The sequence below is a fragment of the Staphylococcus sp. HMSC072H03 genome (assembly GCF_001809305.1).
GTDB lineage: Bacteria > Bacillota > Bacilli > Staphylococcales > Staphylococcaceae > Staphylococcus > Staphylococcus hominis.
The window spans coordinates 1-23,807 of record NZ_KV796881.1 but is presented as its reverse complement, the minus strand read 5'-3'; the positions used below and the strand labels follow the sequence as shown (position 1 = coordinate 23,807).

Annotated in this window: 24 protein-coding genes; 11 read left to right on the top strand and 13 right to left on the bottom strand. The window is 32.4% G+C overall.

The window, feature by feature from the left end; all coding sequences use genetic code 11:
* Positions 1-34: 34 nt before the first annotated feature.
* From purD to purE, 11 genes are read right to left on the bottom strand one after another with little or no spacing between them, the layout of a single operon-like run.
* The gene (purD, locus tag HMPREF2578_RS03020) at positions 35-1,273 is read right to left on the bottom strand and encodes a phosphoribosylamine--glycine ligase (protein ID WP_019835355.1); all 1,239 of its coding nucleotides are present in this window, start codon (positions 1,271-1,273) and stop codon (positions 35-37) included.
* A gap of 35 nt (positions 1,274-1,308) precedes the next feature.
* Positions 1,309-2,787 carry a bifunctional phosphoribosylaminoimidazolecarboxamide formyltransferase/IMP cyclohydrolase gene (purH, locus tag HMPREF2578_RS03015; protein ID WP_017175765.1) on the bottom strand — a complete coding sequence of 493 codons (1,479 nt, stop codon included), beginning with the start codon at positions 2,785-2,787 and terminating at the stop codon, positions 1,309-1,311.
* Between the two features lie 15 nt (positions 2,788-2,802).
* Entirely contained in the window at positions 2,803-3,369 is a 567-nt protein-coding gene (purN, locus tag HMPREF2578_RS03010; RefSeq protein WP_048762318.1) for a phosphoribosylglycinamide formyltransferase, read from the bottom strand.
* Between the two features lie 2 nt (positions 3,370-3,371).
* Positions 3,372-4,400, bottom strand: coding sequence for a phosphoribosylformylglycinamidine cyclo-ligase (gene purM, locus HMPREF2578_RS03005; protein WP_070508277.1), 1,029 nt, complete (start codon positions 4,398-4,400; stop codon positions 3,372-3,374).
* Positions 4,393-5,877, bottom strand: coding sequence for an amidophosphoribosyltransferase (gene purF, locus HMPREF2578_RS03000; RefSeq protein WP_070508302.1), 1,485 nt, complete (start codon positions 5,875-5,877; stop codon positions 4,393-4,395). The genes purM and purF overlap by 8 nt, the downstream gene beginning before the upstream one ends.
* Positions 5,856-8,045, bottom strand: coding sequence for a phosphoribosylformylglycinamidine synthase subunit PurL (gene purL, locus HMPREF2578_RS02995; RefSeq protein WP_017175769.1), 2,190 nt, complete (start codon positions 8,043-8,045; stop codon positions 5,856-5,858). The genes purF and purL overlap by 22 nt, the downstream gene beginning before the upstream one ends.
* Positions 8,038-8,709 carry a phosphoribosylformylglycinamidine synthase subunit PurQ gene (gene purQ / locus HMPREF2578_RS02990; protein ID WP_048682721.1) on the bottom strand — a complete coding sequence of 224 codons (672 nt, stop codon included), beginning with the start codon at positions 8,707-8,709 and terminating at the stop codon, positions 8,038-8,040. Before purQ ends, purL begins: the two co-directional genes overlap by 8 nt.
* 1 nt (position 8,710) lies before the next feature.
* On the bottom strand, positions 8,711-8,971 hold the full coding sequence (purS, locus tag HMPREF2578_RS02985; protein ID WP_048682723.1) for a phosphoribosylformylglycinamidine synthase subunit PurS: 261 nt from the start codon (positions 8,969-8,971) through the stop codon (positions 8,711-8,713).
* Positions 8,971-9,675, bottom strand: coding sequence for a phosphoribosylaminoimidazolesuccinocarboxamide synthase (gene purC, locus HMPREF2578_RS02980; RefSeq protein ID WP_019835351.1), 705 nt, complete (start codon positions 9,673-9,675; stop codon positions 8,971-8,973). Before purC ends, purS begins: the two co-directional genes overlap by 1 nt.
* 3 nt (positions 9,676-9,678) lie before the next feature.
* Positions 9,679-10,803 (bottom strand): 5-(carboxyamino)imidazole ribonucleotide synthase, encoded by a 1,125-nt coding sequence (gene purK / locus HMPREF2578_RS02975; protein WP_048682585.1) that lies wholly within the window; start codon positions 10,801-10,803, stop codon positions 9,679-9,681.
* Complete coding sequence (gene purE / locus HMPREF2578_RS02970) at positions 10,790-11,272, bottom strand: 5-(carboxyamino)imidazole ribonucleotide mutase (protein ID WP_049379554.1); 483 nt, start codon at positions 11,270-11,272, stop codon at positions 10,790-10,792. Before purE ends, purK begins: the two co-directional genes overlap by 14 nt.
* 210 nt (positions 11,273-11,482) lie before the next feature.
* On the opposite strand from purE, the gene folD reads away from it, so the two are divergent.
* On the top strand, positions 11,483-12,340 hold the full coding sequence (folD, locus tag HMPREF2578_RS02965; protein WP_048682324.1) for a bifunctional methylenetetrahydrofolate dehydrogenase/methenyltetrahydrofolate cyclohydrolase FolD: 858 nt from the start codon (positions 11,483-11,485) through the stop codon (positions 12,338-12,340).
* 89 nt (positions 12,341-12,429) lie between these two features.
* Here the strand turns inward: folD and HMPREF2578_RS02960 are convergent, their stop codons facing one another.
* Entirely contained in the window at positions 12,430-13,575 is a 1,146-nt protein-coding gene (locus HMPREF2578_RS02960; protein ID WP_048682325.1) for a globin domain-containing protein, read from the bottom strand.
* Between the two features lie 268 nt (positions 13,576-13,843).
* Between HMPREF2578_RS02960 and HMPREF2578_RS02955 the strand changes: the two genes are divergently transcribed.
* From HMPREF2578_RS02955 to rihC, 6 genes are all read left to right on the top strand, one after another.
* A complete protein-coding gene (locus HMPREF2578_RS02955; RefSeq protein WP_017175775.1) occupies positions 13,844-14,161 on the top strand; it encodes a DUF5011 domain-containing protein in 318 nt (105 codons plus the stop codon).
* A 308-nt stretch (positions 14,162-14,469) separates the two neighbouring features.
* Positions 14,470-15,582, top strand: coding sequence for a cytochrome aa3 quinol oxidase subunit II (gene qoxA, locus HMPREF2578_RS02950; protein ID WP_070508276.1), 1,113 nt, complete (start codon positions 14,470-14,472; stop codon positions 15,580-15,582).
* On the top strand, positions 15,582-17,570 hold the full coding sequence (gene qoxB / locus HMPREF2578_RS02945; RefSeq protein ID WP_017175777.1) for a cytochrome aa3 quinol oxidase subunit I: 1,989 nt from the start codon (positions 15,582-15,584) through the stop codon (positions 17,568-17,570). Before qoxA ends, qoxB begins: the two co-directional genes overlap by 1 nt.
* Positions 17,560-18,165 (top strand): cytochrome aa3 quinol oxidase subunit III, encoded by a 606-nt coding sequence (gene qoxC / locus HMPREF2578_RS02940; RefSeq protein WP_017175778.1) that lies wholly within the window; start codon positions 17,560-17,562, stop codon positions 18,163-18,165. Before qoxB ends, qoxC begins: the two co-directional genes overlap by 11 nt.
* Positions 18,162-18,452, top strand: a complete 291-nt coding sequence (gene qoxD / locus HMPREF2578_RS02935) for a cytochrome aa3 quinol oxidase subunit IV (RefSeq protein ID WP_002448242.1) — start codon at positions 18,162-18,164, stop codon at positions 18,450-18,452. The genes qoxC and qoxD overlap by 4 nt, the downstream gene beginning before the upstream one ends.
* A gap of 132 nt (positions 18,453-18,584) precedes the next feature.
* Positions 18,585-19,487, top strand: a complete 903-nt coding sequence (gene rihC / locus HMPREF2578_RS02930) for a ribonucleoside hydrolase RihC (protein WP_070508275.1) — start codon at positions 18,585-18,587, stop codon at positions 19,485-19,487.
* A 47-nt stretch (positions 19,488-19,534) separates the two neighbouring features.
* Here the strand turns inward: rihC and HMPREF2578_RS02925 are convergent, their stop codons facing one another.
* The gene (locus HMPREF2578_RS02925; protein ID WP_070508274.1) at positions 19,535-20,704 is read right to left on the bottom strand and encodes a serine hydrolase domain-containing protein; all 1,170 of its coding nucleotides are present in this window, start codon (positions 20,702-20,704) and stop codon (positions 19,535-19,537) included.
* 362 nt (positions 20,705-21,066) lie between these two features.
* Between HMPREF2578_RS02925 and HMPREF2578_RS02920 the strand changes: the two genes are divergently transcribed.
* The 4 genes from HMPREF2578_RS02920 to HMPREF2578_RS02905 all read left to right on the top strand — a co-directional run.
* Positions 21,067-22,305 (top strand): LCP family protein, encoded by a 1,239-nt coding sequence (locus HMPREF2578_RS02920; protein WP_070443296.1) that lies wholly within the window; start codon positions 21,067-21,069, stop codon positions 22,303-22,305.
* 19 nt (positions 22,306-22,324) lie between these two features.
* Positions 22,325-22,795 (top strand): DUF2538 family protein, encoded by a 471-nt coding sequence (locus tag HMPREF2578_RS02915; protein WP_002448219.1) that lies wholly within the window; start codon positions 22,325-22,327, stop codon positions 22,793-22,795.
* A gap of 117 nt (positions 22,796-22,912) precedes the next feature.
* Complete coding sequence (locus HMPREF2578_RS02910) at positions 22,913-23,332, top strand: GNAT family N-acetyltransferase (protein ID WP_070443299.1); 420 nt, start codon at positions 22,913-22,915, stop codon at positions 23,330-23,332.
* Positions 23,333-23,483: 151 nt separating this feature from the next.
* Positions 23,484-23,807: hypothetical protein (locus tag HMPREF2578_RS02905; RefSeq protein WP_141743925.1), on the top strand; the 324-nt coding region annotated here is incomplete at its 3' end.

Genomic DNA, 23,807 nt, shown 5'->3' with positions numbered 1-23,807 from the left:
CAGTGCCTATCATCTATGGGTTATTATTTTTAGTTTATTTGAGTGCTTTATTTCCAATATCTTTACGATAAAATAGTTGATCACTCTTAATTTTTTCTACATTTCCATAAGCATCTTTTTGTGCTTGTTGAATAGTTTTTCCTTTTCCAATGGCTAATACAACTCGTCCGCCGGATGTAAGAAATGTATCATTTTCTTTTTTCAAACCACTAACGAAATAATGGTTATTTAATTCAAAGCCTGAAACCTCTGCACCTTTATCATATGACCCAGGATAGCCTTTCGAAGCAAGCATTACTCCTACCACATAATCGTTAATCCATTGAAAACGAATAGGTTCTTTACGGTCTAGAGCAACGATTTGTGCCATCAAGTCACTTTCTAGACGACTTAACAATACTTGCGCTTCTGGATCACCAAATCGTGCATTAAATTCAATAACTTTAGGACCTTCCTTAGTTAAAATTGCACCTATATAAAGTAAACCAAAATAGTCATAACCCTCTTCTTTTAACGCTCTAGCAATTGGTTGAGCAATATCTTTGTTTGTACGTTCTAAAACGTCATTTGAAATATGAGGAACAGGACAATAAGCGCCCATCCCACCAGTATTAGGACCTTCGTCATTATCATAGGCACGTTTATGATCTTGAGCAATACAGTCAAAAGGAACTGCATAATCACCATTAATGAATGTCATTAATGAGAATTCTTCTCCTTCAAGAAATTGTTCAAAGACAACTTTTCCATCTTCTTGTGGATATAGCACTTCTACCGCTTCAATTGCTTCATCTCGTGTATTAGCAATAATTACGCCTTTACCAGCAGCTAACCCATCCTTTTTGACTACAATAGGTAATTCGCATTCATTTACATAATTAAGTGCTTCAGTTTTATTGTCTATTTCTTTATAATCAGCAGTTGGAATATCATATTTTTCCATTAACCTTTTAGCAAAAGATTTAGAACCCTCAATTTGGGCTGCTTCTTTGTTAGGACCAAAGACTTTAACATGATTGTCTCTCAATTTATTAGATAAACCATCTATCAATGGTTGTTCTGGACCAATAATCACCCATTCTATATGATGTTGGTGGACAAATTGTAAAATAGCCTCATGGTCGGTTTCAGCAATTTCAGTGTGTATTTCAGCTAAATGAGTCATTGCATCATTTCCAGGAATAGCATAAAGTTTTTCAATAAGTGGCGACTGATGTAATTTTGATACTAATGCATGTTCACGACCGCCTGCACCTATAACTAAAACATTCATTTCTTTTCTCCCTCTATTCTCTCAATTATTTTAAATTAGTGTTTAAAATGACGCATACCAGTAGTAACCATAGCAATACCATGTTTGTTAGCCATATCAATCGAATCTTGGTCTTTAATTGAACCGCCTGGTTGAATAATAGCTTTAATACCATGTTTTGCAGCAAGTTCAACAGTATCATCCATTGGGAAGAAGCCATCAGAAATCATTACTACATTGTCATTTATTTCAATTGCGCGCTCTAATGCAATCTTAGCTGCACCTACTCTATTCATTTGTCCTGCACCAATTCCAACTGTCTGTTTATTATTACTTAAAATGATTGCATTACTTTTCACTGATGGAATAACTTTCCATCCTAGAAGCATTGCCTCCCACTGAGCATCGGTAGGTTCAACGTCTGTAACAACCTTCATTTCTTCTTTAGACACTTCGTAATTATCTTTATCTTGAACCAAATATCCACCTGAGACTGAAACAAATTCTTCTTCACGATTATCAATTGTCATATCAATTTCTAATAAGCGAATATTTTTCTTTTGAGTTAAAATATCTAAAGCTTCTTTATCAAATTTTGGTGCAATGACAACTTCTAAGAAAATAGAATGTAACGTTTCCGCTAAATCTTTGGTAACTGTTCTATTGAGTGCAATGATCCCACCAAAGATAGACTGATTATCTGCATCATACGCATGTTTAAATGCAGTTTCAATATCAGTGCCAATACCTACACCACATGGATTCATGTGTTTAACTGCAACGGCAGCTGGTTCTTTAAATTTTTTCACTAATGCTAATGCTGAATCTGCATCTTTAATATTATTAAAACTCAATGCCTTACCATGTAATTGTTTCGCACCAGCAATAGTATGTTTACTATTAGAAGTACGAACAAAACGTGCTGATTGTTGAGGATTCTCACCATATCGTAATTCTTCACTATCTCCTTTGAAGAAACTTACAATTGCATGATCATATTCATTTGTATGTTCAAATACTTTAATCATTAATGACTTACGGTATGATTCATCAAGTCGATGTTCTTTAATTCGTTGAATGACTTCATTATAATCAGATGGATGGACAATGGTTGTTACATGTTTAAAATTTTTGGCTGCAGCACGTAACATAGTTGGACCACCAATATCGATATTTTCAATTGCATCATCTTCAGTTACATCTGGATTAGCTACAGTTTGTTGGAAAGGATATAAGTTGACCACAACCATATCAATTAAATCAATGTGTTGTTCTGATAATTGTTCTAAATGTTCAGGTTTATTACGATCTGCTAAAATACCACCGTGTACTGCTGGATGTAACGTTTTTACACGACCATCCATAATTTCAGGGAATTGCGTCAACTCTGATACAGATTTAACAGTTACATTGGCTTCTTCTAAAGCACGTTTTGTACCGCCCGTTGAATATAATTCATAATCTAATTGTGTTAATGATTTAGCAAATTCCACGACTCCACTTTTATTTGAAACACTAATAATTGCTTTTTTCATGATTAACTATGCTCCTTATTTAATAACTTTAGCTATTACACTTGGATAAAGTTCATATTCTAATTGTTTCACACGTTCTTCTAACACTTCTTTTGTATCGTCCGGTTTTATATCACATTTTCGTTGTTCAATTATTTCTCCCGTATCCATTCCACTATCTACATAGTGAACTGTTGAACCTGTTTCCTTATCCCCACTATTAAATGCTTGACCAATTGCATTTTTCCCCTTGTACTTTGGTAATAATGAAGGATGAATATTCAATATTTTACCTTCATAAGCATTTAATAAGTCTGGTCCCACTAATCTCATATAACCTGCTAAGATAATCCACTCCACCTCTTCACTATGAAGAAGTTGAATTAATTTTTGTTCATATTCTGCTTTGTTTTCAAAGTCTTTAGGTTCATTAATATGAACCATCACTTTCAACTGTTTTGCACGCTCAATGCAATAAGCATCGTGATGATCTGTATATAAAGAAGTAATTTCTATATTATTAAGGTGCCCCTTATCAACTTTAGATACAATATTTTCGAAGTTACTTCCTGATCCAGAGGCAAATATAGCCACCTTAGTCATATCTATACCCCCTCAAGATAAATCGGTGCATCATTACTTTTAACAATTTCCCCTATTTGATATGCAGCAATATCTTGTTCTTTTAAGATATCAAGTGCTTTAGATACATCTTCTTTATTTACAATGACAGTATAGCCTATGCCCATATTAAAAACGTTATACATTTCACTCGTTTCAATGTCAGCTTGTTGTTGTAACCATTCAAATACTTTTGGTGTTGGGAAGGATTGTGTATCAATTTTAGCTGCTAACCCGTCAGGTAAGCCTCTAGGTATATTTTCATAAAATCCGCCACCAGTAATATGATTCATGCCTTTGATTTTAACTTTTTCTTTTAAAGTTAAAATAGGTTTCACATACAATTGAGTCGGAGCTAAAAATGTATCAAGATAAGTACTTCCATCAAATGAATCATTCAAATTAATTCCGGATTCTTGAATTAACTTTCTTACTAAACTATACCCATTAGAATGAATTCCATTAGAAGCTAAACCAATGATAATTTGTCCCTCTTCTACTTCAGATCCATCAATATATTCATCTTTTTCGACTGCCCCTACAGCAAAACCTGCTAAGTCATATTCTCCTTCGTGATACATTTCACCCATCTCGGCTGTTTCTCCACCAATAAGAGCAGTATGAGTAGCTTCACAACCATCACTCACACCTTTTACAATTTGCTCTATCACTTCCGGAACAACTTTATTTGTTGCTATATAATCTAAAAAATATAGCGGTTCTGCGCCCGTTGTAAGAATATCATTTACACACATGGCAACTGCATCAATACCAATCGTGTCATGCTTATTATTATCAATGGCAAGCTTTAATTTTGTTCCTACACCATCTGTACCAGAGACTAATACTGGCGCTTTCATATTAAGCTGGGATAAATCAAAAGTCGCACCAAATCCACCTAATCCGCCAAGTACTTCTTTACGCATTGTACGTTGAACATGACTAGACATTCTTTCTACCGCTTCATAACCTGCATGAATATCAACACCTGATTGTTCATAAGCTTTAGACATGTATATTTCCCTCTCTATCAAAATAATGTTTATGATTATCAATATATTCTTTTTGACGTGTACTTAAATTATTTAAATAGTTTTCTTCATAGTCAAATAGACCTGCTGGATAATCTCCTGTAAAACTTTCTACACATAATCCACTATAGGGTGCATCAAAATCTAATCCAATTGATTCTATAAGACCTTCAACACTTAAATATGCAAGAGAATCTGCACCAATATACTCACAAATTTCTTCTGGAGATTTACTAGCAGAAATCAATTCAGCAGTAGTAGACACATCAATTCCATAAAAACTAGGGAACATAAATTCTGGAGAAGCTATACGTACATGTATTTTATTTGCTCCAGCATCTTTAAGCATTCTGACAATACGTTTACTTGTTGTTCCTCTTACAATAGAGTCATCAACTAAAATAATGTCTTTACCTTCTACAATATCTTTCACTGCCGATAGCTTAACGCGTACTCCTTGTTCACGTAATTCTTGTGTAGGTTGAATAAAAGTTCGTGCGACATATTGGTTTTTTACAAGTCCCATTTCATTAGGTAATTGAATCTCTTCAGCATAGCCACTAGCTGCAGATAATGATGAGTTTGGAACACCGATAACCATATCTGCTTGAGCCGGACTTTCTTGAGCTAATTTTTCACCAGAAACTTTACGAACTGCATGCACATTTTTTCCAGCAATTGTTGAATCTGGACGCGCAAAGTAAATATATTCCATTGCTGAAATAGCTGTGTTAGTGTGACTTGTATATGATTTTACTTCAATGCCATTGTGATTAATGACAACATACTCTCCAGCATGAATATCTTGGACATATTCTGCTCCTAGCACATCTATGGCACATGTTTCACTAGCTAAAATGTATGTTCCATCTTGCATCTTACCAACTACTAGAGGACGAATCGCATTTGGATCAACAGCACCATACAAAGCGTCTTTAGTCAATATCGCGAAAGTAAATCCACCTTTAATTTGTCGTAAACTTTCTTTTAGCGCCTCTTCAAATGTAGGAGCTTTACTACGACGAATTAAATGCATAATCACTTCAGTATCAGAAGATGAGTGGAAAATGGCACCATGTTTTTCAAGGTATTGTCTTAAAGTTTGTGCATTAATTAAATTACCATTATGACAAATTGCGACACTCATATCGTAGAAATGATATAAAAATGGTTGGATATTTTCGATACCTTTATTTCCTGATGTCGCATAACGAACATGTCCAATAGCATGATTGCCATCTTTTAGTTTATTAAGTTGTGGTTCTTTAATGGCTTCAGTAAGTAAACCTAAACCACGTTCACCCTTTAGAGTATCTTCATCAGAAACTACAATCCCTGCACCTTCTTGCCCTCTATGTTGTAAACTATGCAATCCCATATAAGTTAACTGAGCTGCTTCTGAATGATTCCAAATGCCAAAGACACCGCATTCTTCGTTTAATCCACTGTAGTTAAACATTCTGAAATAGCTCCTTCCCAAATTGCTTTAATATCTGAGACTTTTTCTGTAATTGTAGATGTAGTATTAGATACTTTAAATTCATCAACATCTGTTAATTCACCAATTTTAATAGCTCCATCTACATCTAGTGTTTGTCCTTCTTTGACTGCAACGACATAACGTCCTTGTGTTTCACTAAATAATTGTGCATCAGAGAGTTCTACTTTTGCTTCTAATCCTAAATTATAATAAGCACTTATTTTAGCAAGCGTAATAAGTAAACCGCCTTTACCTACAGTTTGTACATGAGAAGCAATTCCATTTCTAATAGATGTTTTTATTGCTTCGCCTTTTGCCACTTCATCACCTAAATCAATTTCTTCATACTCATGATTGACTTTACTATATAAAAGTTTTTCAATTTGACTTCCACCAAAATCATTTCTTGTTTCTCCTACAAGATATAATGTATGCCCTGTTTCTGGATGGAAATCATTTAAATATTGAATATCTTCAATGAGTCCTACCATTCCTACTACTGGTGTAGGGAAAATAGAAGTTCCTCTAGTTTCGTTATATAAAGAAACGTTTCCTGATACTACCGGTGTTTTTAATACTTCACAAGCTTCTGCCATACCTTTTGTAGAATCAATTAATTGTTGGTAAATTTCTTTCTTTTCTGGAGAACCATAATTTAAACAGTCTGTCATAGCTAATGGTGTTGCGCCTACAGCAATTAAATTTCTATAAGCTTCTGCCACAACCATTTTTCCACCTTCGTAAGGTTGATTAAATACATATCGAGCTTCACCATCAATGGTTGAAGCAATGGCTTTATTTGTTCCTTCAACTCTTACTACAGATGATTGTAGTCCAGGTTTAATAATGGTATTAGCACCTACTTGTTGATCGTATTGTTCATATAAATAATGTTTCGAAGCAATTGTTGGATGCTTTAATAATTTCTTAAATACATCTTGTACATTGATCTCACTATAATCATTTTTTGAGGTATTATATTCTTTTTCTTCACCTTCTAAAATATAGACAGGTGCTTCATCAGCTAGTGCATCAACAGGAATATCTGCATACACTTCATCTTCGTATTTAAGAACGAAGCGGTCAGTATCCGTTACTTCACCAATTACTGCACTATCAAGTTCATGTTTATCAAATAAGTCCAAGAACTTTTGTTCTGTTCCTTTTTCAACAACAAGTAACATTCTTTCTTGTGTTTCAGATAACATCATTTCATATGGTGAGATTCCTGGTTCACGTGTTGGGACTTGATCTAGATACAGTACTAATCCACTACCGCCTTTAGCAGCCATTTCTGATGAAGAAGAGGTAAGACCTGCTGCTCCCATATCTTGGATACCTACAAGTTCATCAAATGTGATTGCTTCAAGTGTGGCTTCCATTAATTTTTTACCTACAAATGGGTCACCAATTTGTACTGAAGGTCGTTTACTTTCACTTTCTTCAGTTAATTCTTCAGATGCAAATGTGGCACCATGAATACCATCACGTCCAGTTTTAAGGCCTACATAAATGACTGAATTTCCTTCACCTTTAGCAGTACCTTTTTGTACCATATCGTGATCGATAACACCTACACACATTGCATTGACAAGCGGATTTCCATCGTAACGTTCATCGAATTCGATTTCTCCTGCTGTAGTTGGTATACCAATACAATTACCGTAACCACCAATACCACGGACAACGCCTTTTAATAAACGTTGATTTTGTTTTACTGATAATTCACCGAATCGCAAACTATTTAGTAGGTTAATGGGTCTTGCTCCAATCGATACGATATCTCTGATGATACCTCCTACACCAGTAGCTGCACCTTGATAAGGTTCGATTGCTGAAGGATGATTGTGAGATTCTACTTTGAAAACTACCGCTTGATTATCACCAATATCTACAACTCCAGCACCTTCACCTGGTCCCATAAGGACATGCTCGCCAGTTGTCGGGAATTGCTTTAAGAAAGGTTTAGAATGTTTATAAGAGCAATGTTCACTCCACATGACTGAGAAAATACCTACTTCTGTAAAGTTAGGCTCTCTTCCTAAAATCTCACGTACCTTATTATATTCTTCATCACTTAAACCCATGTCTTGATATAGTTTTTCAAGTTTAATTTCTTCAATACTAGGTTCGATAAACTTAGACATTTTGTTCCCTCCAACTATTTACCATTGCTTCGAATAATTTAACACCACTGTCTGTACCAAGAAGTGTTTCAAGTGCTCTTTCAGGATGAGGCATCATTCCACATACATTGCCTGCTTTATTTACAATACCTGCAATATGTTCATGAGACCCATTCGGGTTATCTTCATATGTTAAAATAATTTGATTATTTTCAACTAATTCATTGTACATATCATCTGTACAATAATAATGTCCTTCTCCATGTGCTACAGGATAAACAACAATTTCATTTTCTCCATATAAATTAGTAAAAGGAGTTTGATTATTAACAATTTTCAGTTTTTCATTTCTACTAATAAATAGATGTGAATCATTATGTAATAAGGCGCCGGGTAATAGTCCTATCTCAGTTAAGATCTGGAATCCATTACATACACCTAAAACGGGCTTACCTTTACTGGCAAAACGTTTCACTTCGCTAATAATTGGAGCGACACTTGCCATAGCCCCTGAACGTAAATAGTCACCAAATGAAAAACCACCTGGAATTAATACCCCGTCAAAACCTTTTAAAGATGTTTCACGATAATCTACATATTCAGCTTCTGCACCTGTTTTAATAGCTGCATTATACATATCTCTATCACAGTTAGATCCTGGAAAAACGAGAACTGCAAATTTCATATTATGCATTCTCCTTTTCATCAACAATTTTATAACTATATTCTTCAATAACCGTATTAGCAAATAACTTTTCGCTTAATGTCGTAATAATATTATTTACTGCTTCCTCTGTAGCTTCATCAACAGTCATATATAATACTTTACCTACTCTAATGTCATTAACTTGTTTATAACCTAAGTCATGCACAGCACGATTTAATGCTTGACCTTGTGTATCCAATACCTGTGGTTGTAATGTAATGTGAAGTTCAATTGTTTTCATTATTTTAGTTCCTCCAATTTATCCAAAAATGTTTGATACGTATCTATTAAAGAACCAGTATCATTTCTATATACATCTTTATCGAAATTCGTATCTGAATATTTATCCCAAATACGACAAGTATCTGGTGAAATTTCATCCGCTAATAAAATATCACCATTTTCTGTTTTTCCAAATTCAACTTTAAAATCTACTAATCTTAAATCCATTTCATTCATTAATTGAATTAATACTTTATTAATATTTTTAGCCATATCTTTTAATGTCTTAATTTCCTCATCATTAGCAATATGAAGTAATTTGACATGATCATCAGTAATCAATGGATCATTTAAATCGTCATTTTTATAAAAGAACTCTACAAGTGGTTCATCAAATACATGGCCTTTTTCAAAACCTAAACGTTTCGTAATAGAACCTGTCGCAATATTTCTTACAACTACTTCTAGTGGTATAATCTTTACTTCTTTAACTAATTGCTCAGTTTCAGAAAGCTGTTTAATAAAATGGCTTTCAAGGCCATGTTTATTTAAATATTCGAAAATAATTGAAGTAATTCGATTATTTAAACGTCCTTTCCCTTGCATCTTATCCTTTTTGGCGCCGTTACCTGCTGTGACTTCATCTTTGTATTCAACTCTCAACTGATGTACTGTTTCAGTTGAAAATACTCTTTTTGCTTTACCTTCATAAAGTAATGACATTGATTATTCTCTCCCTTTAAATTGTTTCAACATTTCATTTTCAGTTTCATTAACATTATTTGTAAGAATGGTCATATGCCCCATTTTTCTATCCGGTTTTCGTTCTGTTTTTCCATAGATGTGGACATGCCATTCAGGATGATCTCCAAATTTATCTTCTAATAAGTCTAAATCGCGTCCTAGTAAATTCATCATCACAGCTGGTTTTAAAATTTCAATCTCTTGAGGTAAATCTTGACCAGTTACTGCTAAGATATGTGTATCAAATTGAGAATAATCACATGCTTCAATCGTATAATGTCCAGAGTTATGTGGTCTCGGTGCAATTTCATTTACATATAAGTGATTTGATTTATCAATAAAGAATTCCACGGTAAAAGTACCAACAAAGTGAACTTTTTCGATTATTTTATCTACTTCTTTTCTCGCTTCTTGCTCTTTATCGCATCTAGCTGGAATAATAGTTTTAAATAGTATTTGATTACGATGCTCGTTTTCTTGTAGTGGGAAATAAGCAATTTGTTTTTGATTACCAATCGTTACAGTTAAAGATACTTCTCGATCGAGATCTAAAAATTTTTCTGCCACACATTCATGTTTTGAAACAAGTACTTTAGCTTCTTCAACATTGGAATCATTTTTCACTAAAATTTGTCCTTTACCATCATATCCACCAAAACGTGTTTTTACGATAAATGGATAACTTAATGTTTCAATTGCTTGATTCAAATCTTTTTCATCTTTTAAAGATACATAAGGAACAATTTTCGTACCTGCAGATTCTAATGTTTGTTTTTCAGTTAAACGATCTTGTAATAATTCAATTGCTTGATAACTTTGAGGAATGTTAAATTGTTGAGTTAGTTGCTTAAGTTGTTGAGCAGATATATTTTCAAATTCATAAGTAATCACATCTGATTGTTGACCCAATTTGTTTAAGGCTTCTTCATCATCATACTCTGCCGTGATAAAAACATCTGCTATTGATTTACATGGACTATCTGGATTAGGATCTAAACACGCTACATTAAAGCCCATTTTTTGGGCAGATTGTGCCATCATCTTACCTAATTGTCCTCCACCAATAATACCAATTGTTGCTCCGAACTTTAATCTATTGAAGTTCATCTTGCATTTCGCCTACCTTATCTACTAAAGATTGTTCATATTGTTCAAGATGTTTACAAACTGAATCATTTCCAATACTTAAAATTCTCGCTGCTAAAATACCAGCATTTTTAGCCCCAGATTTACCGATTGCCGTTGTAGCAACAGGAATTCCACCAGGCATTTGAACAATAGACAATAGTGAATCTAGTCCTTTTAAACTTTTAGATTCAATAGGTACACCGATAACAGGTAACGTTGTCATTGAAGCAACCATCCCAGGTAAATGTGCTGCACCACCAGCGCCAGCAATAATAACGTCATAACCGTTTGTACGTGCTTCACTTGCAAAATCAAACATTAACTTTGGCGTACGATGTGCTGACACTACTTTCTTTTCATATGGTATTTCAAATTGTTCTAACATTGCACAACTTTCTTGCATAATCTTCCAGTCTGAGGAACTACCCATAATGACTGCTACTTTCACTTTGTACACCCTTTCAAAGTTTAAAATATAAATCTTATTAGTTGTATATTACACGTATAGCATACCAAGTATAAGATTTAATTTCAATCAAAAATCGAACTTTATCTATGTTTCTTAACTTAATTTACGCTTTTTAGCTAAAATTTGACGTTTTTATACCTTTAAAGTTAATCTATAGACAGATGTTTAATAAACAAGGAGGAGTTTTTTGTGGTTGCAAAAATTTTAGATGGGAAACATATTGCAAAAGATTATAGACAAGGGTTGCAAAATCAAGTTGAAACTTTAAAAGAAAAGGGATATACACCAAAATTATCCGTTATTTTAGTTGGGAATGATGGTGCAAGTCAAAGCTATGTTAATTCTAAAAAGAAAGCTGCTGAAAAAATAGGGATGATATCTGAAATTGTTCATTTAGCTGAAGATACTTCTGAAGAAGACGTATTAAAAGAACTAGATCGTTTAAATAATGATGATTCGGTAAGTGGCATTTTAGTCCAAGTACCTCTTCCTAAACAGGTTAGCGAACAAAAAATTTTAGAAGCAATTAATCCAGAAAAAGACGTTGATGGTTTTCACCCATCAAACATTGGTAAATTATACATTGATGAACAAACGTTTGTTCCTTGTACACCATTAGGAATTATGGAAATTTTAAAACATGCAGATATCGATTTAGAAGGTAAAAATGCTGTCGTAATTGGCCGAAGTCACATTGTAGGTCAACCCGTGTCTAAGTTATTATTACAAGCAAATGCAACAGTAACAATCTTACATTCACGTACTAAAGATATGCATAGCCATTTAAAACATGCAGATGTTATCGTCAGTGCAGTAGGTAAACCTGGATTAGTTACTAAAGACGATGTAAAAGAAGGCGCAGTGATTGTGGATGTAGGTAATACTCCTGATGAAAATGGCAAACTAAAAGGTGACGTTGAATTTGAAGAAGTAAAAGAAATTGCAGGTGCTATTACTCCAGTACCAGGCGGTGTAGGTCCTTTAACTATTACGATGGTTTTAAATAATACATTATTAGCTGAAAAAATGCGTAGAGGCATTGAATAATTTAAATTCAAACGTTTATTATTAAAAAAGAGAGAGGCATAATTTCAAATTAATTATGCCTCTCTCTTTTTTTTAATAATATATTACATTTATACTGAAACACTTAATTTTGGAACAAATGTTTCATAATGAATATGTTCTTGGCTTACGCCTATTTCTTTTAATACTTCAATCACTGATTGAATAAATTTAGCACTTCCACAAACATATACTTCACTATCATTATTCACATAATTTTCAAGAGTTTCTTTAGTTAAATAACCTTTAGCTTGTCTATCATATAACTCATATTTCGCGTTGTCGTAGCGTTTTGAAATATCTTTTAAATGAGAAGTAAATGGTGTATCATTAACGTCTCCAGTTACTTGAATAAACTGTGCATGACTTCCATTTTCAGCTACTTTATCAAACATTGAAACAAGCGGTGTGACACCAATACCCGCACCAATAAATACTTGTGGTTGATTTTGGTTAACCACACCAAATGGACCTACTGGAGCTGATAAGTTAATATCATTTCCTTCTTTTAATTCATCATGTAAAATAGTTGAAACTTCACCTTCATGGTCTGTAGATACATCACGTTTGACAGCAAAGGTTAAATGATTGTTATCGCCACTAACAATTGAATAGTGACGTTTTGCACGATAAGGCATTTTTTCACTACTTACATCAACTGTAATATATTCTCCTGGTGTAAATTGACTTAAATCATATTTATCTGATACTACAGTAAAGGATTTAATATCAGATGAAAGTTGTTCAATTTTTTCTATTTTAAATGGTTGGAAACCTTCCCATAACATTTTACTATAAATATCTTTTTCAACTTGAATAAATACATCAGCAATTTCTTGATATGCTTTTTTCCAAGTTTGAATAATAGGATGATTATCTTCTAATCCTAAAACAGCTTTAATTGCTTCAATTAAGTTTTCTCCTACGATATCATATCCAGCTGGTGGTACTTGCAACGCACAATGTTTATATGCAATTTCTTTAACAACTGGCAAAATATTTTCTAAATGCTCAATATTAACTGCAGCTGCTAATACACTTTGAGCTAAAGCAGTAGATTGGAATCCTTTTTGTTGGTTAGTTTGGTTAAACATATTTTTTAACTCTGGATGTTGTTGGAACATTCTATTGTAAAAATAAGAAGTGATCTCTGTTCCTCTTTCTTGTAATACTGGAACAGTTTCTTTTACAATTCCTTTTTCTTGTTCTGTTAACATTCAAATCCACTCCTACTTAAAATTATATGTGTAAAATATATTTATTTACTACAAATATATTTTAGTACAATACTTATTATAATGTAATATAGATTTTTTTAAATTCACAGAACTTTCATTTTACATAAATTTAATATTTATTTATCTTAAGTTCATTTAAATTTAATCTTGAATAAGCTATATTAAGACTATAGTATGATGTTAAAAATCAGAAATTAAAGTATAGTTAAATTATTCAAATGACTTATTACATTCGGAGGTTAACGTAATGAATAAACTCATACAATCTCTTTCAGCTCTCGGTGTCTCCGCTACTCTTGTGACTCCAAATTTAAGTGCAGAAGCTACTTCAAATCATACTCCACAGCTTAAAGGAGTAAACGATATTGTTATTGAAAAAGGTCAAGATTATAATGTATTAAATGGAATTAGTGCCTATGATAAAGAAGATGGTGATTTAACACATAAAATTACAGTTGATGGTCACGTAGATACGTCAAAAGTAGGTACATATAAAGTAAGATATAATGTCATCGACTCAGAGGGAGCCGAAGAATCATCAACACGTTACATAAAAGTTAAATAAAAGTTAAATAAATGTGTCAATTTTCTGAAAAAGACGAGATAAATATCTCGTCTTTTTTATTTAATTTTTATTGTAAACGCTAGAATTGATAATGTTTCTCAAATGTAACGAACGATTTTCTATTTTTGACATTTTTCACAGAATAGACACATAATTTTAACAAACCTTACATTCCCCGTCATTCCTATTGTTACTAGTTTTTTCCTATTTATTATTGTAATTTTTTTCTAATAAGGTCTTGTAAATATCGCGTAATAAACTAAAATTAATGGTAAGCCCTACATTTGTAGTATTAGGAGGTCAAAAAAGTGTCAAAATTTAAGTCGTTGCTTCTTATGTTTGGCACACTAATTTTACTTAGTGGTTGTTCAAACATAGAAGTGTTTAATGCAAAAGGGCCAGTAGCAAGTAGTCAGAAGTTCTTGATTATTTACTCAATCATCTTCATGCTTGTTATTGTTGCTGTTGTACTTACTATGTTCGCTGTTTTTATTTTCAAGTATAGTTACAATAAAAATGACGAATCTGGTAAGATGCACCACAATTCTTTAATTGAAACAATTTGGTTTGTGGTACCAATCTTAATCGTAATTGCTTTAGCTATTCCAACAGTTAAAACATTATACGATTATGAGAAACCACCTGAAAGTAAAGAAGACCCATTAGTTGTCTATGCAGTTAGTGCTGGATATAAATGGTTCTTTGCTTATCCAGAACAAAAGGTTGAAACAGTGAATACATTAACTATTCCTAAAAACCGTCCAGTGGTATTTAAATTACAATCTATGGATACAATGACTAGTTTCTGGATTCCTCAATTAGGTGGTCAAAAATATGCCATGACTGGCATGACAATGAATTGGACTTTAACAGCCGATCAAAATGGTACATTCAGAGGACGTAACTCTAACTTCAATGGTGAAGGTTTCTCTCGCCAAACATTTAAAGTTCACTCTGTAGACCAAAAAGATTTCGATGCTTGGGTTAAAGATGCTAAAAGTAAGAAAACTATTAGCCAAGATGAGTTTGATAAACAAATCTTACCAAGTACTCCAAATAAAGAATTAACATTTAGTGGTACTCACATGGCATTTGTCGATCCTGCAGCTGATCCAGAGTATATCTTCTATGCATATAAACGTTACAACTATACTCAAAAAGATCCTAACTTCGTTGCTGAAAAAGATCTTTACAAAGATGTAACAGATAAACCTCAAAAACCAGCTCGTAAGGTAACAGTTACAAATGTCAACTATCCTCGTCATGGTATGAAGCCAATGATTTTAGGCAACGATGACCCTTACGATAGTGAGTTCAAAGATGAAGAAACTCACAACGCTAAGGAAATGGAAAAAATCAATAAAGGAGCTAAAGACGAGAATGCGTCTAAAGCAGATAATGATCATGGAGGTGAACATTAATGAATTTTCCATGGGATGAATTACTCGTTAAAGGTAACTGGATGATTACTATGGCACAAATTGGTGCCCCATTCTTAGTTATCGGTTTAATCGCAGTAATTACTTATTTCAAATTATGGAAATATCTATACAAAGAATGGTTCACATCCGTAGACCATAAAAAAATCGGTTTAATGTACTTAATTTGTGCGGTATTAATGTTCGTTCGTGGTGGTATTGATGCGTTATTACTTCGTACTCAATTAACTATTCCAGATAATACTTTCTTGGAATCAAATCACTATAACGAAATTTTTAGTACGCACGGCGTTATCATGATTATCTTTATGGCTATGCCATTCGTTTTCGGTTTATGGAACGTTGTTGTTCCTTTACAAATTGGGGCTCGTGATGTGGCATTCCCTGTAATGAACAACATCAGCTTCTGGTTATTCTTTGTTGGTATGATTTTATTTAACCTATCATTTATCGTAGGTGGATCACCAGCAGCTGGTTGGACAAACTATGCTCCACTAGCAGGAGAATTTAGTCCTGGTCCAGGAGTTAACTACTACTTAGTAGCAATTCAAATTTCAGGTATCGGTACTTTAATGACAGGTATTAACTTCTTTGTAACAATACTTAGATGTAAAACACCTACTATGAAGTTTATGCAAATGCCTATGTTTACTGTAACTACTTTTATTACGACATTAATCGTAATTTTAGCATTCCCAGTATTCACAGTTGTTCTTGCTTTAATGACAGCTGATAGAGTATTCGGAACTCATTTCTTTACAGTAGCAGACGGCGGTATGCCAATGTTATGGGCAAACTTCTTCTGGGTATGGGGGCACCCTGAAGTTTATATCGTTATCTTGCCTGCATTTGGTATTTATTCAGAAATTATTCCAACATTTGCTCGTAAACGTTTATTCGGTCACCAAAGTATGGTGTGGGCAACTGCTGGTATCGCGTTCTTAAGTTTCTTAGTTTGGGTTCACCATTTCTTCACAATGGGTAATGGTGCTTTAATTAACTCATTCTTCTCAATCTCAACAATGCTAATCGGTGTACCTACCGGAGTTAAATTATTTAACTGGTTATTAACATTATATAAAGGACGTATTACTTTTGAGTCACCAATGTTATTCTCATTAGCCTTTATCCCTAACTTCTTATTAGGTGGGGTTACTGGTGTAATGTTAGCAATGGCATCAGCTGACTATCAATATCACAACACTTATTTCTTAGTAGCTCACTTCCACTATACATTGGTTACTGGTGTAGTATTTGCCTGTCTAGCTGGTTTAATCTTCTGGTATCCTAAAATGATGGGTTACAAATTAAATGAAAAATTAAATAAATGGGCATTCTGGTTATTCATGATTGGATTTAACGTATGTTTCTTACCACAATTCATTCTTGGTTTAGACGGTATGCCACGTCGTTTATACACTTATATGCCATCTGATGGTTGGTGGTTATTAAACTTCATCTCAACTATCGGTGCATTAATGATGGCAGTCGGCTTCCTATTCTTAGTAGCAAGCATTATCTACAGCCACATTAAATCTCCACGTGAAGCAACTGGAGATAACTGGGATGGTTTAGGTCGTACTTTAGAGTGGTCAACAGCTTCTGCTATTCCACCTAAATACAACTTCGCAATCACTCCAGATTGGAATGACTATGATACATTTGTTGATATGAAAGAACATGGTCGTCATTTCTTAGACAATCATAACTACAAAGACATTCATATGCCTAACAACACACATACTGGTGTATTTATGGGTATATTCATGTTAGTTGGTGGTTTCTTCTTAATCTTCGAATCTATCATTCCATTCCTAATTTGTGTAGCTGGTATCTTCGGAACTATGATTTATCAAAGTTTCGTACAAGATCACGGTTATCATATTCCAGCTTCTGAAGTTGCTGAAAACGAAGCACGTTTAAGAGAAGCACGTATTAAAGAAAGGGAGGCTGTAGGTCATGAGTCATGATACAAACACTATTGATTCACGTACGCATGAAGGTCAATTGAATAAACTTGGCTTCTGGATTTTCCTTACAGCCGAATTTGCATTATTCGGTACCCTATTTGCAGCGTTATTAACGTTGCAACATGGGGGCGGTTACGGTGGTAAATTGACAACTGAATTGTTTGAATTACCACTTGTCCTAATCATGACATTTGCCTTATTAATCAGTTCTTATACTTGTGGTATTTCAATTTACTACTTACGTAAAGAAGAAAAAGGTAAAATGATGTTTTGGATGATTTTAACAGTAATCCTTGGCTTAGTATTTGTCGGATTCGAAATTTATGAATTTGCACATTATGCTTCTGAAGGTGTAACACCTAAAGTAGGCTCTTACTGGTCAAGTTTCTTCATCCTATTAGGTACACATGGTGCCCATGTTTCATTAGGTATCGGTTGGATTATTTGTTTATTAATCCAAGTAGCAACACGTGGATTAAATAAATTTAATGCTCCAAAATTATTTATAGTAAGTTTATACTGGCACTTCTTAGATGTTGTATGGATCTTCATCTTTACTGCCGTATATATGATAGGGATGGTGTATAGCGGATGAACACAATCGTAAAACATACAGTTGGCTTTATTGCTTCAATCGTTTTAACGTTATTAGCAGTTTTTGTAACTCTATACACAAACATGACATTCCATGCTAAAACAACAATTATCTTTGGTTTTGCTTTCATCCAAGCTGCATTACAATTATTAATGTTCATGCACTTAACTGAAGGTAAAGATGGACGTTTACAATCTGCCAAAGTTATCTTTGCGATTATTATTACTTTAATCACAGTTATTGGTACTTATTGGGTTATGCAAGGTGGACATTCTAGTCACTTATAATTCAATTTCTACCTTTCTTAAAAAGCCTGTACGAGTTTTTTAACTTGTACAGGCTTTTTGTTTTGTTTATATTAATTACTTCTTTGTGTATGATAGATATAAGAAAAAGTAAAAATCTTTGGAGGTGTATTCATGTCATTACCTATTATTATTGATACTGATCCAGGTATAGATGATGCAGCAGCAATCGCTCTTGCATTATCTCATACAAAATTTGATGTCAAAATGATTTCTACTGTAAATGGAAATGTAGGTGTTGAGAAAACCACAGCGAATGCTTTAAAATTAAAAGCCTTTTTCAACAGTGAGGTCCCTATTCATAGAGGAGCTTCTCAACCATTAATAAGTGAAATACAAGATGCTAGTCATATTCATGGAGAAAGTGGTATGGATGGCTATCAATTCCCTACAATTTCTACTTCAGATTTAGCGTCTTCTCATGCTGTAGAAGCTATGAATGAGATATTAAGTCATTCTAATGAACCTATTACTCTTGTAACTTTAGGCCCTTTAACAAATATAGCTCTACTTTTTAATACGTATCCTGAATGCAAAAACCATGTTAAAGAAATTATTATGATGGGTGGTAGTACTGGAAGAGGTAATGTTACTCCCCTAGCTGAATTTAATATTTATTGTGATCCTGAAGCAGCTCATATCGTTTTTAATGCTGGTTTACCTTTAACGATGATTGGCTTAGATTTAGCGCGTCAATCATTATTTACTCATTCTTATTTAGACACTCTTAAAGATGAAAACAACACAACACAAATGTTGTATCATATTTTCCAACACTATCGCGGTGAAGATTTTAAAGAAGGAATAAAACTATATGATGCATTTACGATTCTTTATTTGCTTGATCCTAAGAGTTATGAAATTAAAGAAGCAGATGTGCAAATTGAATTACAAGGGTCACTGACTCGTGGTGCTACTGTAGTTGATTTTGAATCTTCCTATCCTAATTGTTCTGTAGTCGTATCAAGTATAAATGAACATTATAAAACAATATTTTTAAATACTTTAAAAAATTAAAGGTCGAAACAATTAATGTTCCGACCTTTTAATATTTAATTTTACTCTTATTGATAATAAGATTGTTGATTTAATATTTTATGATAAATATATGAGATTCGATTTTCATTTGTTACTTTAGAATTATCACCTATATTTGAAGCAAGTACGATGACATAATGTTGATTGAAATAGACGGTAAATATTTGTCCATAGAATACACCATTAATTCTGTTATATTGCGGTGTAACATAAAATCCGTAACGATAAGATTCAGGATATGACGTTGTTCCTAATTGCTGAGTCAGTGGTATTGACACTGATTCACTAAAAATATTATTATTTTTTAAATTATTTACTAAATGAGCCATATCATATGTTGTCATATATAAATTACCCGCTCCATAATATTGAGCTAATATATTTGGTTTCATAGCAGTTAATTTACCGTCAATCATTTTATATCCTGTAGCCATATATTTTTTATATGGTTTTTCATTAAAGAAAGCACTATGTTGTAAACTAAATGGTTGTGCTAAATCATCATAATAATTCGCAGCATAGGATTTATGTGTGACTACTTCTATTACTTGAGCAAGCACTAAGTAATTAGCATCATTATATAAATGTTTATGATAAAATTTTTCATCAATTCCCCTTGCTTGTATTGCATGTACTACACCATCAAGACTTTTAGTTTTAGGAGAAGCTTCAAATTTATATAGCCCACTTCTATGTAACATTAGATCTTTTAAAGTTATCTTTTTTGTTGTTTCAAACCAAGGTAAATATTTAGTGACAGAATCATTTATATTCACTTTATTTTCATTTTCTAATTTTTTTAGAATTAATCCAGTTGTAAATTTCTGTGCGGAACCAATTAAATACATTGTATTTGGTGAGTTTTTAGTTTTATGATGAAAATTTTGATAACCGTATCCTTTATTCAACTTTAATTTACCATTTTCAAGAACTGTAACTGCCCCATTAAAATGAATTGCTTTTAAATATTCATCAATATTTTTGATATGTGGTTCTTCGACTTCAATTATCTTTAAATGTGGCAATTTCGATACATGATAATCTCTTTTTTGTAAATACGTTTTATTATCATTAATTTTGTTATATTCTGTATCTTTATGATTTGTTTTATATACTTTCATTAAGAATATAACGAATAATGTGACTAAGATGATTAAAACTATGATTAATGTTATTATTTCTATTCTTTTTTTCATTTGCTGCCTCATTACAATTTAATAAAAACTATTAACTCTACACTATTTTATTAAACTTTTATTCTTTCAATAAATTATATTATATATTATTTCCCCTAAAATATCATCTTTAATATATCTTACTCCGACTATTTTTTATTACATCATTCTTTAGCCCGATAAAGTAAATTTTCAAGCCTGCTTCATTGTAAATAAAAGTTTTTAAACATTATCTTTTTATATTAAAATTAAGTTGTAATTTTAGCCAATTAGTAATACAATTTATGGCTATGGGAGTAATAATTATTATTCTTTTATATTAAAATGGTATGATTAAATTATTAACTTATTTTTTTAATAAATACGTATAGGAGCACATAATTATGAATCGTTTTTTAAAATATTTTATGATGCTATTAACATTATTACTTATTGTTGTTCCTGTCATTTTTATTGTCAATTTATATCATCATTCTGAGAATGCTTTGCAATCTTCATATAATAAATCTGATGCAAAACGTCATTCTACTTTAAGAAATAGCAAAATAAATCCTTCTAAAAACGCTATATCAATATTATTTCTTGGGATAGACGATAATGAAGGTAGACGTAAAAATGGTCAAACGACTGAACATTCAAGAACTGATTCAATGATTTTAGCAACACTTAGTCCAAATAAACAACAAATCCGTTTATTAAGCATTCCTCGTGATACAATCAGTTATATTCCTAAAGTAGGTTATTACGATAAAATCACACACGCACATGCCTATGGAGGTCCTATTGCTACTATGGATACTGTTGAAGCCACACTTAATGTCCCTGTCGACTATTATGTTCGAATTAATATGGATGCCTTTGTTCAAGCGGTAGATAAATTAGGTGGTATTTATTACGATGTACCTTATGATTTAGATGAACCTAACACAGATGATACTGGAAGAATCAAAGTTAAAAAAGGGTATCACAAATTAAATGGTGATGAAGCTTTGGCTGTAGCACGCACGCGTCATCACGATTCAGATTTAAAACGTGGCGAGAGACAAATGGATTTAATCAAAATTTTATTTCAGAAAGCAAAAAATTTAGATTCATATGACAGACTAGATGAACTCGTTCAAATAGTAGGTAAAAATGCTAAACATAACCTAACAACAGAAGAAATTAAATCGATAGCTTCAATTTATTTATCTGATAATATAGACTTTAAAAAGTCTCAACTTAAAGGTGACAATGATTATTTAAATGGTATCTACTATTATCACCCTAGCATTAAGAGCATATTAAAATATTCAAATTTATTGCGTTCTGATTTAGGACTATCTAAAATAACAGATAAGAATGATTTATTGGATGAAAGAGTCATTAGACATTATGGCAATCTAGTACCGTTAACACCTATTGATTCGTTTCTGTTAGAAAATAATCAAAATGATACCACAACAGATGAAAACTCTATTCAAAATAATGATACTAACCCTTCTACGCAATCACAATCAGAACAAAATCCATCTGATAGTACTATGGTTCAGCAAGATCAAACGAGTAATCAAGTCAATAGCAACAATCCAGACAACTCAAACGACTTCAACAATCAAAATGAAATAAATCAATTATATTAATTTGAGAGGAGCACGTAGAATGTCACGCAAAACATATGAAAAAATTGCTAATATTAACGGTATGTTTAACGTATTAGAACAACAAATTATTCATAGTCAAGACATGGCTTTATTTAGAAGTGAATTCTTTTATGTTAATCATGAACATCGTGAAAACTATGAGGCATTATTAGTATACTATGGTGAAAATTCAGTGAATCCAATTGTAAATGGAGCTTGTTACATTGTTGCTTTACCTGAAATTTTTAATAAAGTAGATGTATTTGAATCTGATTTACCCTTTTCTTGGGTATATGATGAAAATGGAATTACAGAAACAATGCAAAGCATTAGTATTCCTTTGCAATATTTAATTGCAGCTGCTTTAGAGGTGACAGACGTTAATCTTTTTAGACCTTCAGGTTTCACTATGGGTATGAATAACTGGAACATCGCACAATTAAGGATCTTTTGGCAATATTGCGCAATTGTTCGCCAAGAAGCATTATAATTTATTACTCCTTTTTACTTTTTAGTAAAAGGAGTTTTTTTTCTATATTTAAATAATATAAAATGATTCTATACAATGATTGAGTTTATTTAATTTAAGAGAGTAGGTAAATGTCACATGTTTAGAGAAGTAATTAATCAATCTATGCTTTCTGACTGTTTTGAAATTAGAAAGTCAGTTTTTGTAGAAGAGCAAGGGGTTCCATTAGAAAACGAATTAGATTCATTTGAAAATACTTCTACTCATATTATTGGATATCACGATAATCATCCATTTGCTTGTGCACGATTTCGTCCATATGAAGATGGTATAAAAGTAGAACGTGTAGCAATTTTAAAACCTTATCGCAATAAAGGATTCGGTAAAACATTAATGAACACGATTGAAAGTATTGCAAAACGAAAACATCATCATAAACTTATTTTAAACGCACAACTACAAGCTAAACCGTTCTATGAAAAACTAGGTTATGTTAGTATTGGTCTTCCTTTTCAAGAAGAAAATATTGTTCATATTAAAATGTATAAAATAATTTAAATTATATTTTTCGATACTTGAATTCTATTTACACCAGCTAGATATTTTTTAAAAACAAAATTAAATTTAGTTTACAAATTAGTTAAAAATAATTACTCTTACTTTTCTTGACGTTATAATAAAAAAGTAAATTAAAAAAGGAGCAACTATTATGTCGAAAAAATTTAGCTTTAAATTCCCATCAATGATCGCCCTTACTTTATTTGGTGCAGCATTTACTACACATCATGCTGAAGCCTCTGAAAACAAACAAGAGGCTGCTAATAATGTAATCGATGATCAACAAAATATTGAAAATGCCAATGTAGCTAAACATCAAGTCAGTAATGCAGCTCAAAATATTTCTGGGGTGCAAACTTACCAAGACCCTACATTAGTAAAATCAAATACTACTAATAATACATACACATATGATGCAAAATTAGATCACTTAAATCAATCAGCGTCATCTCAAAATAACTCAACGCGTTCTAAT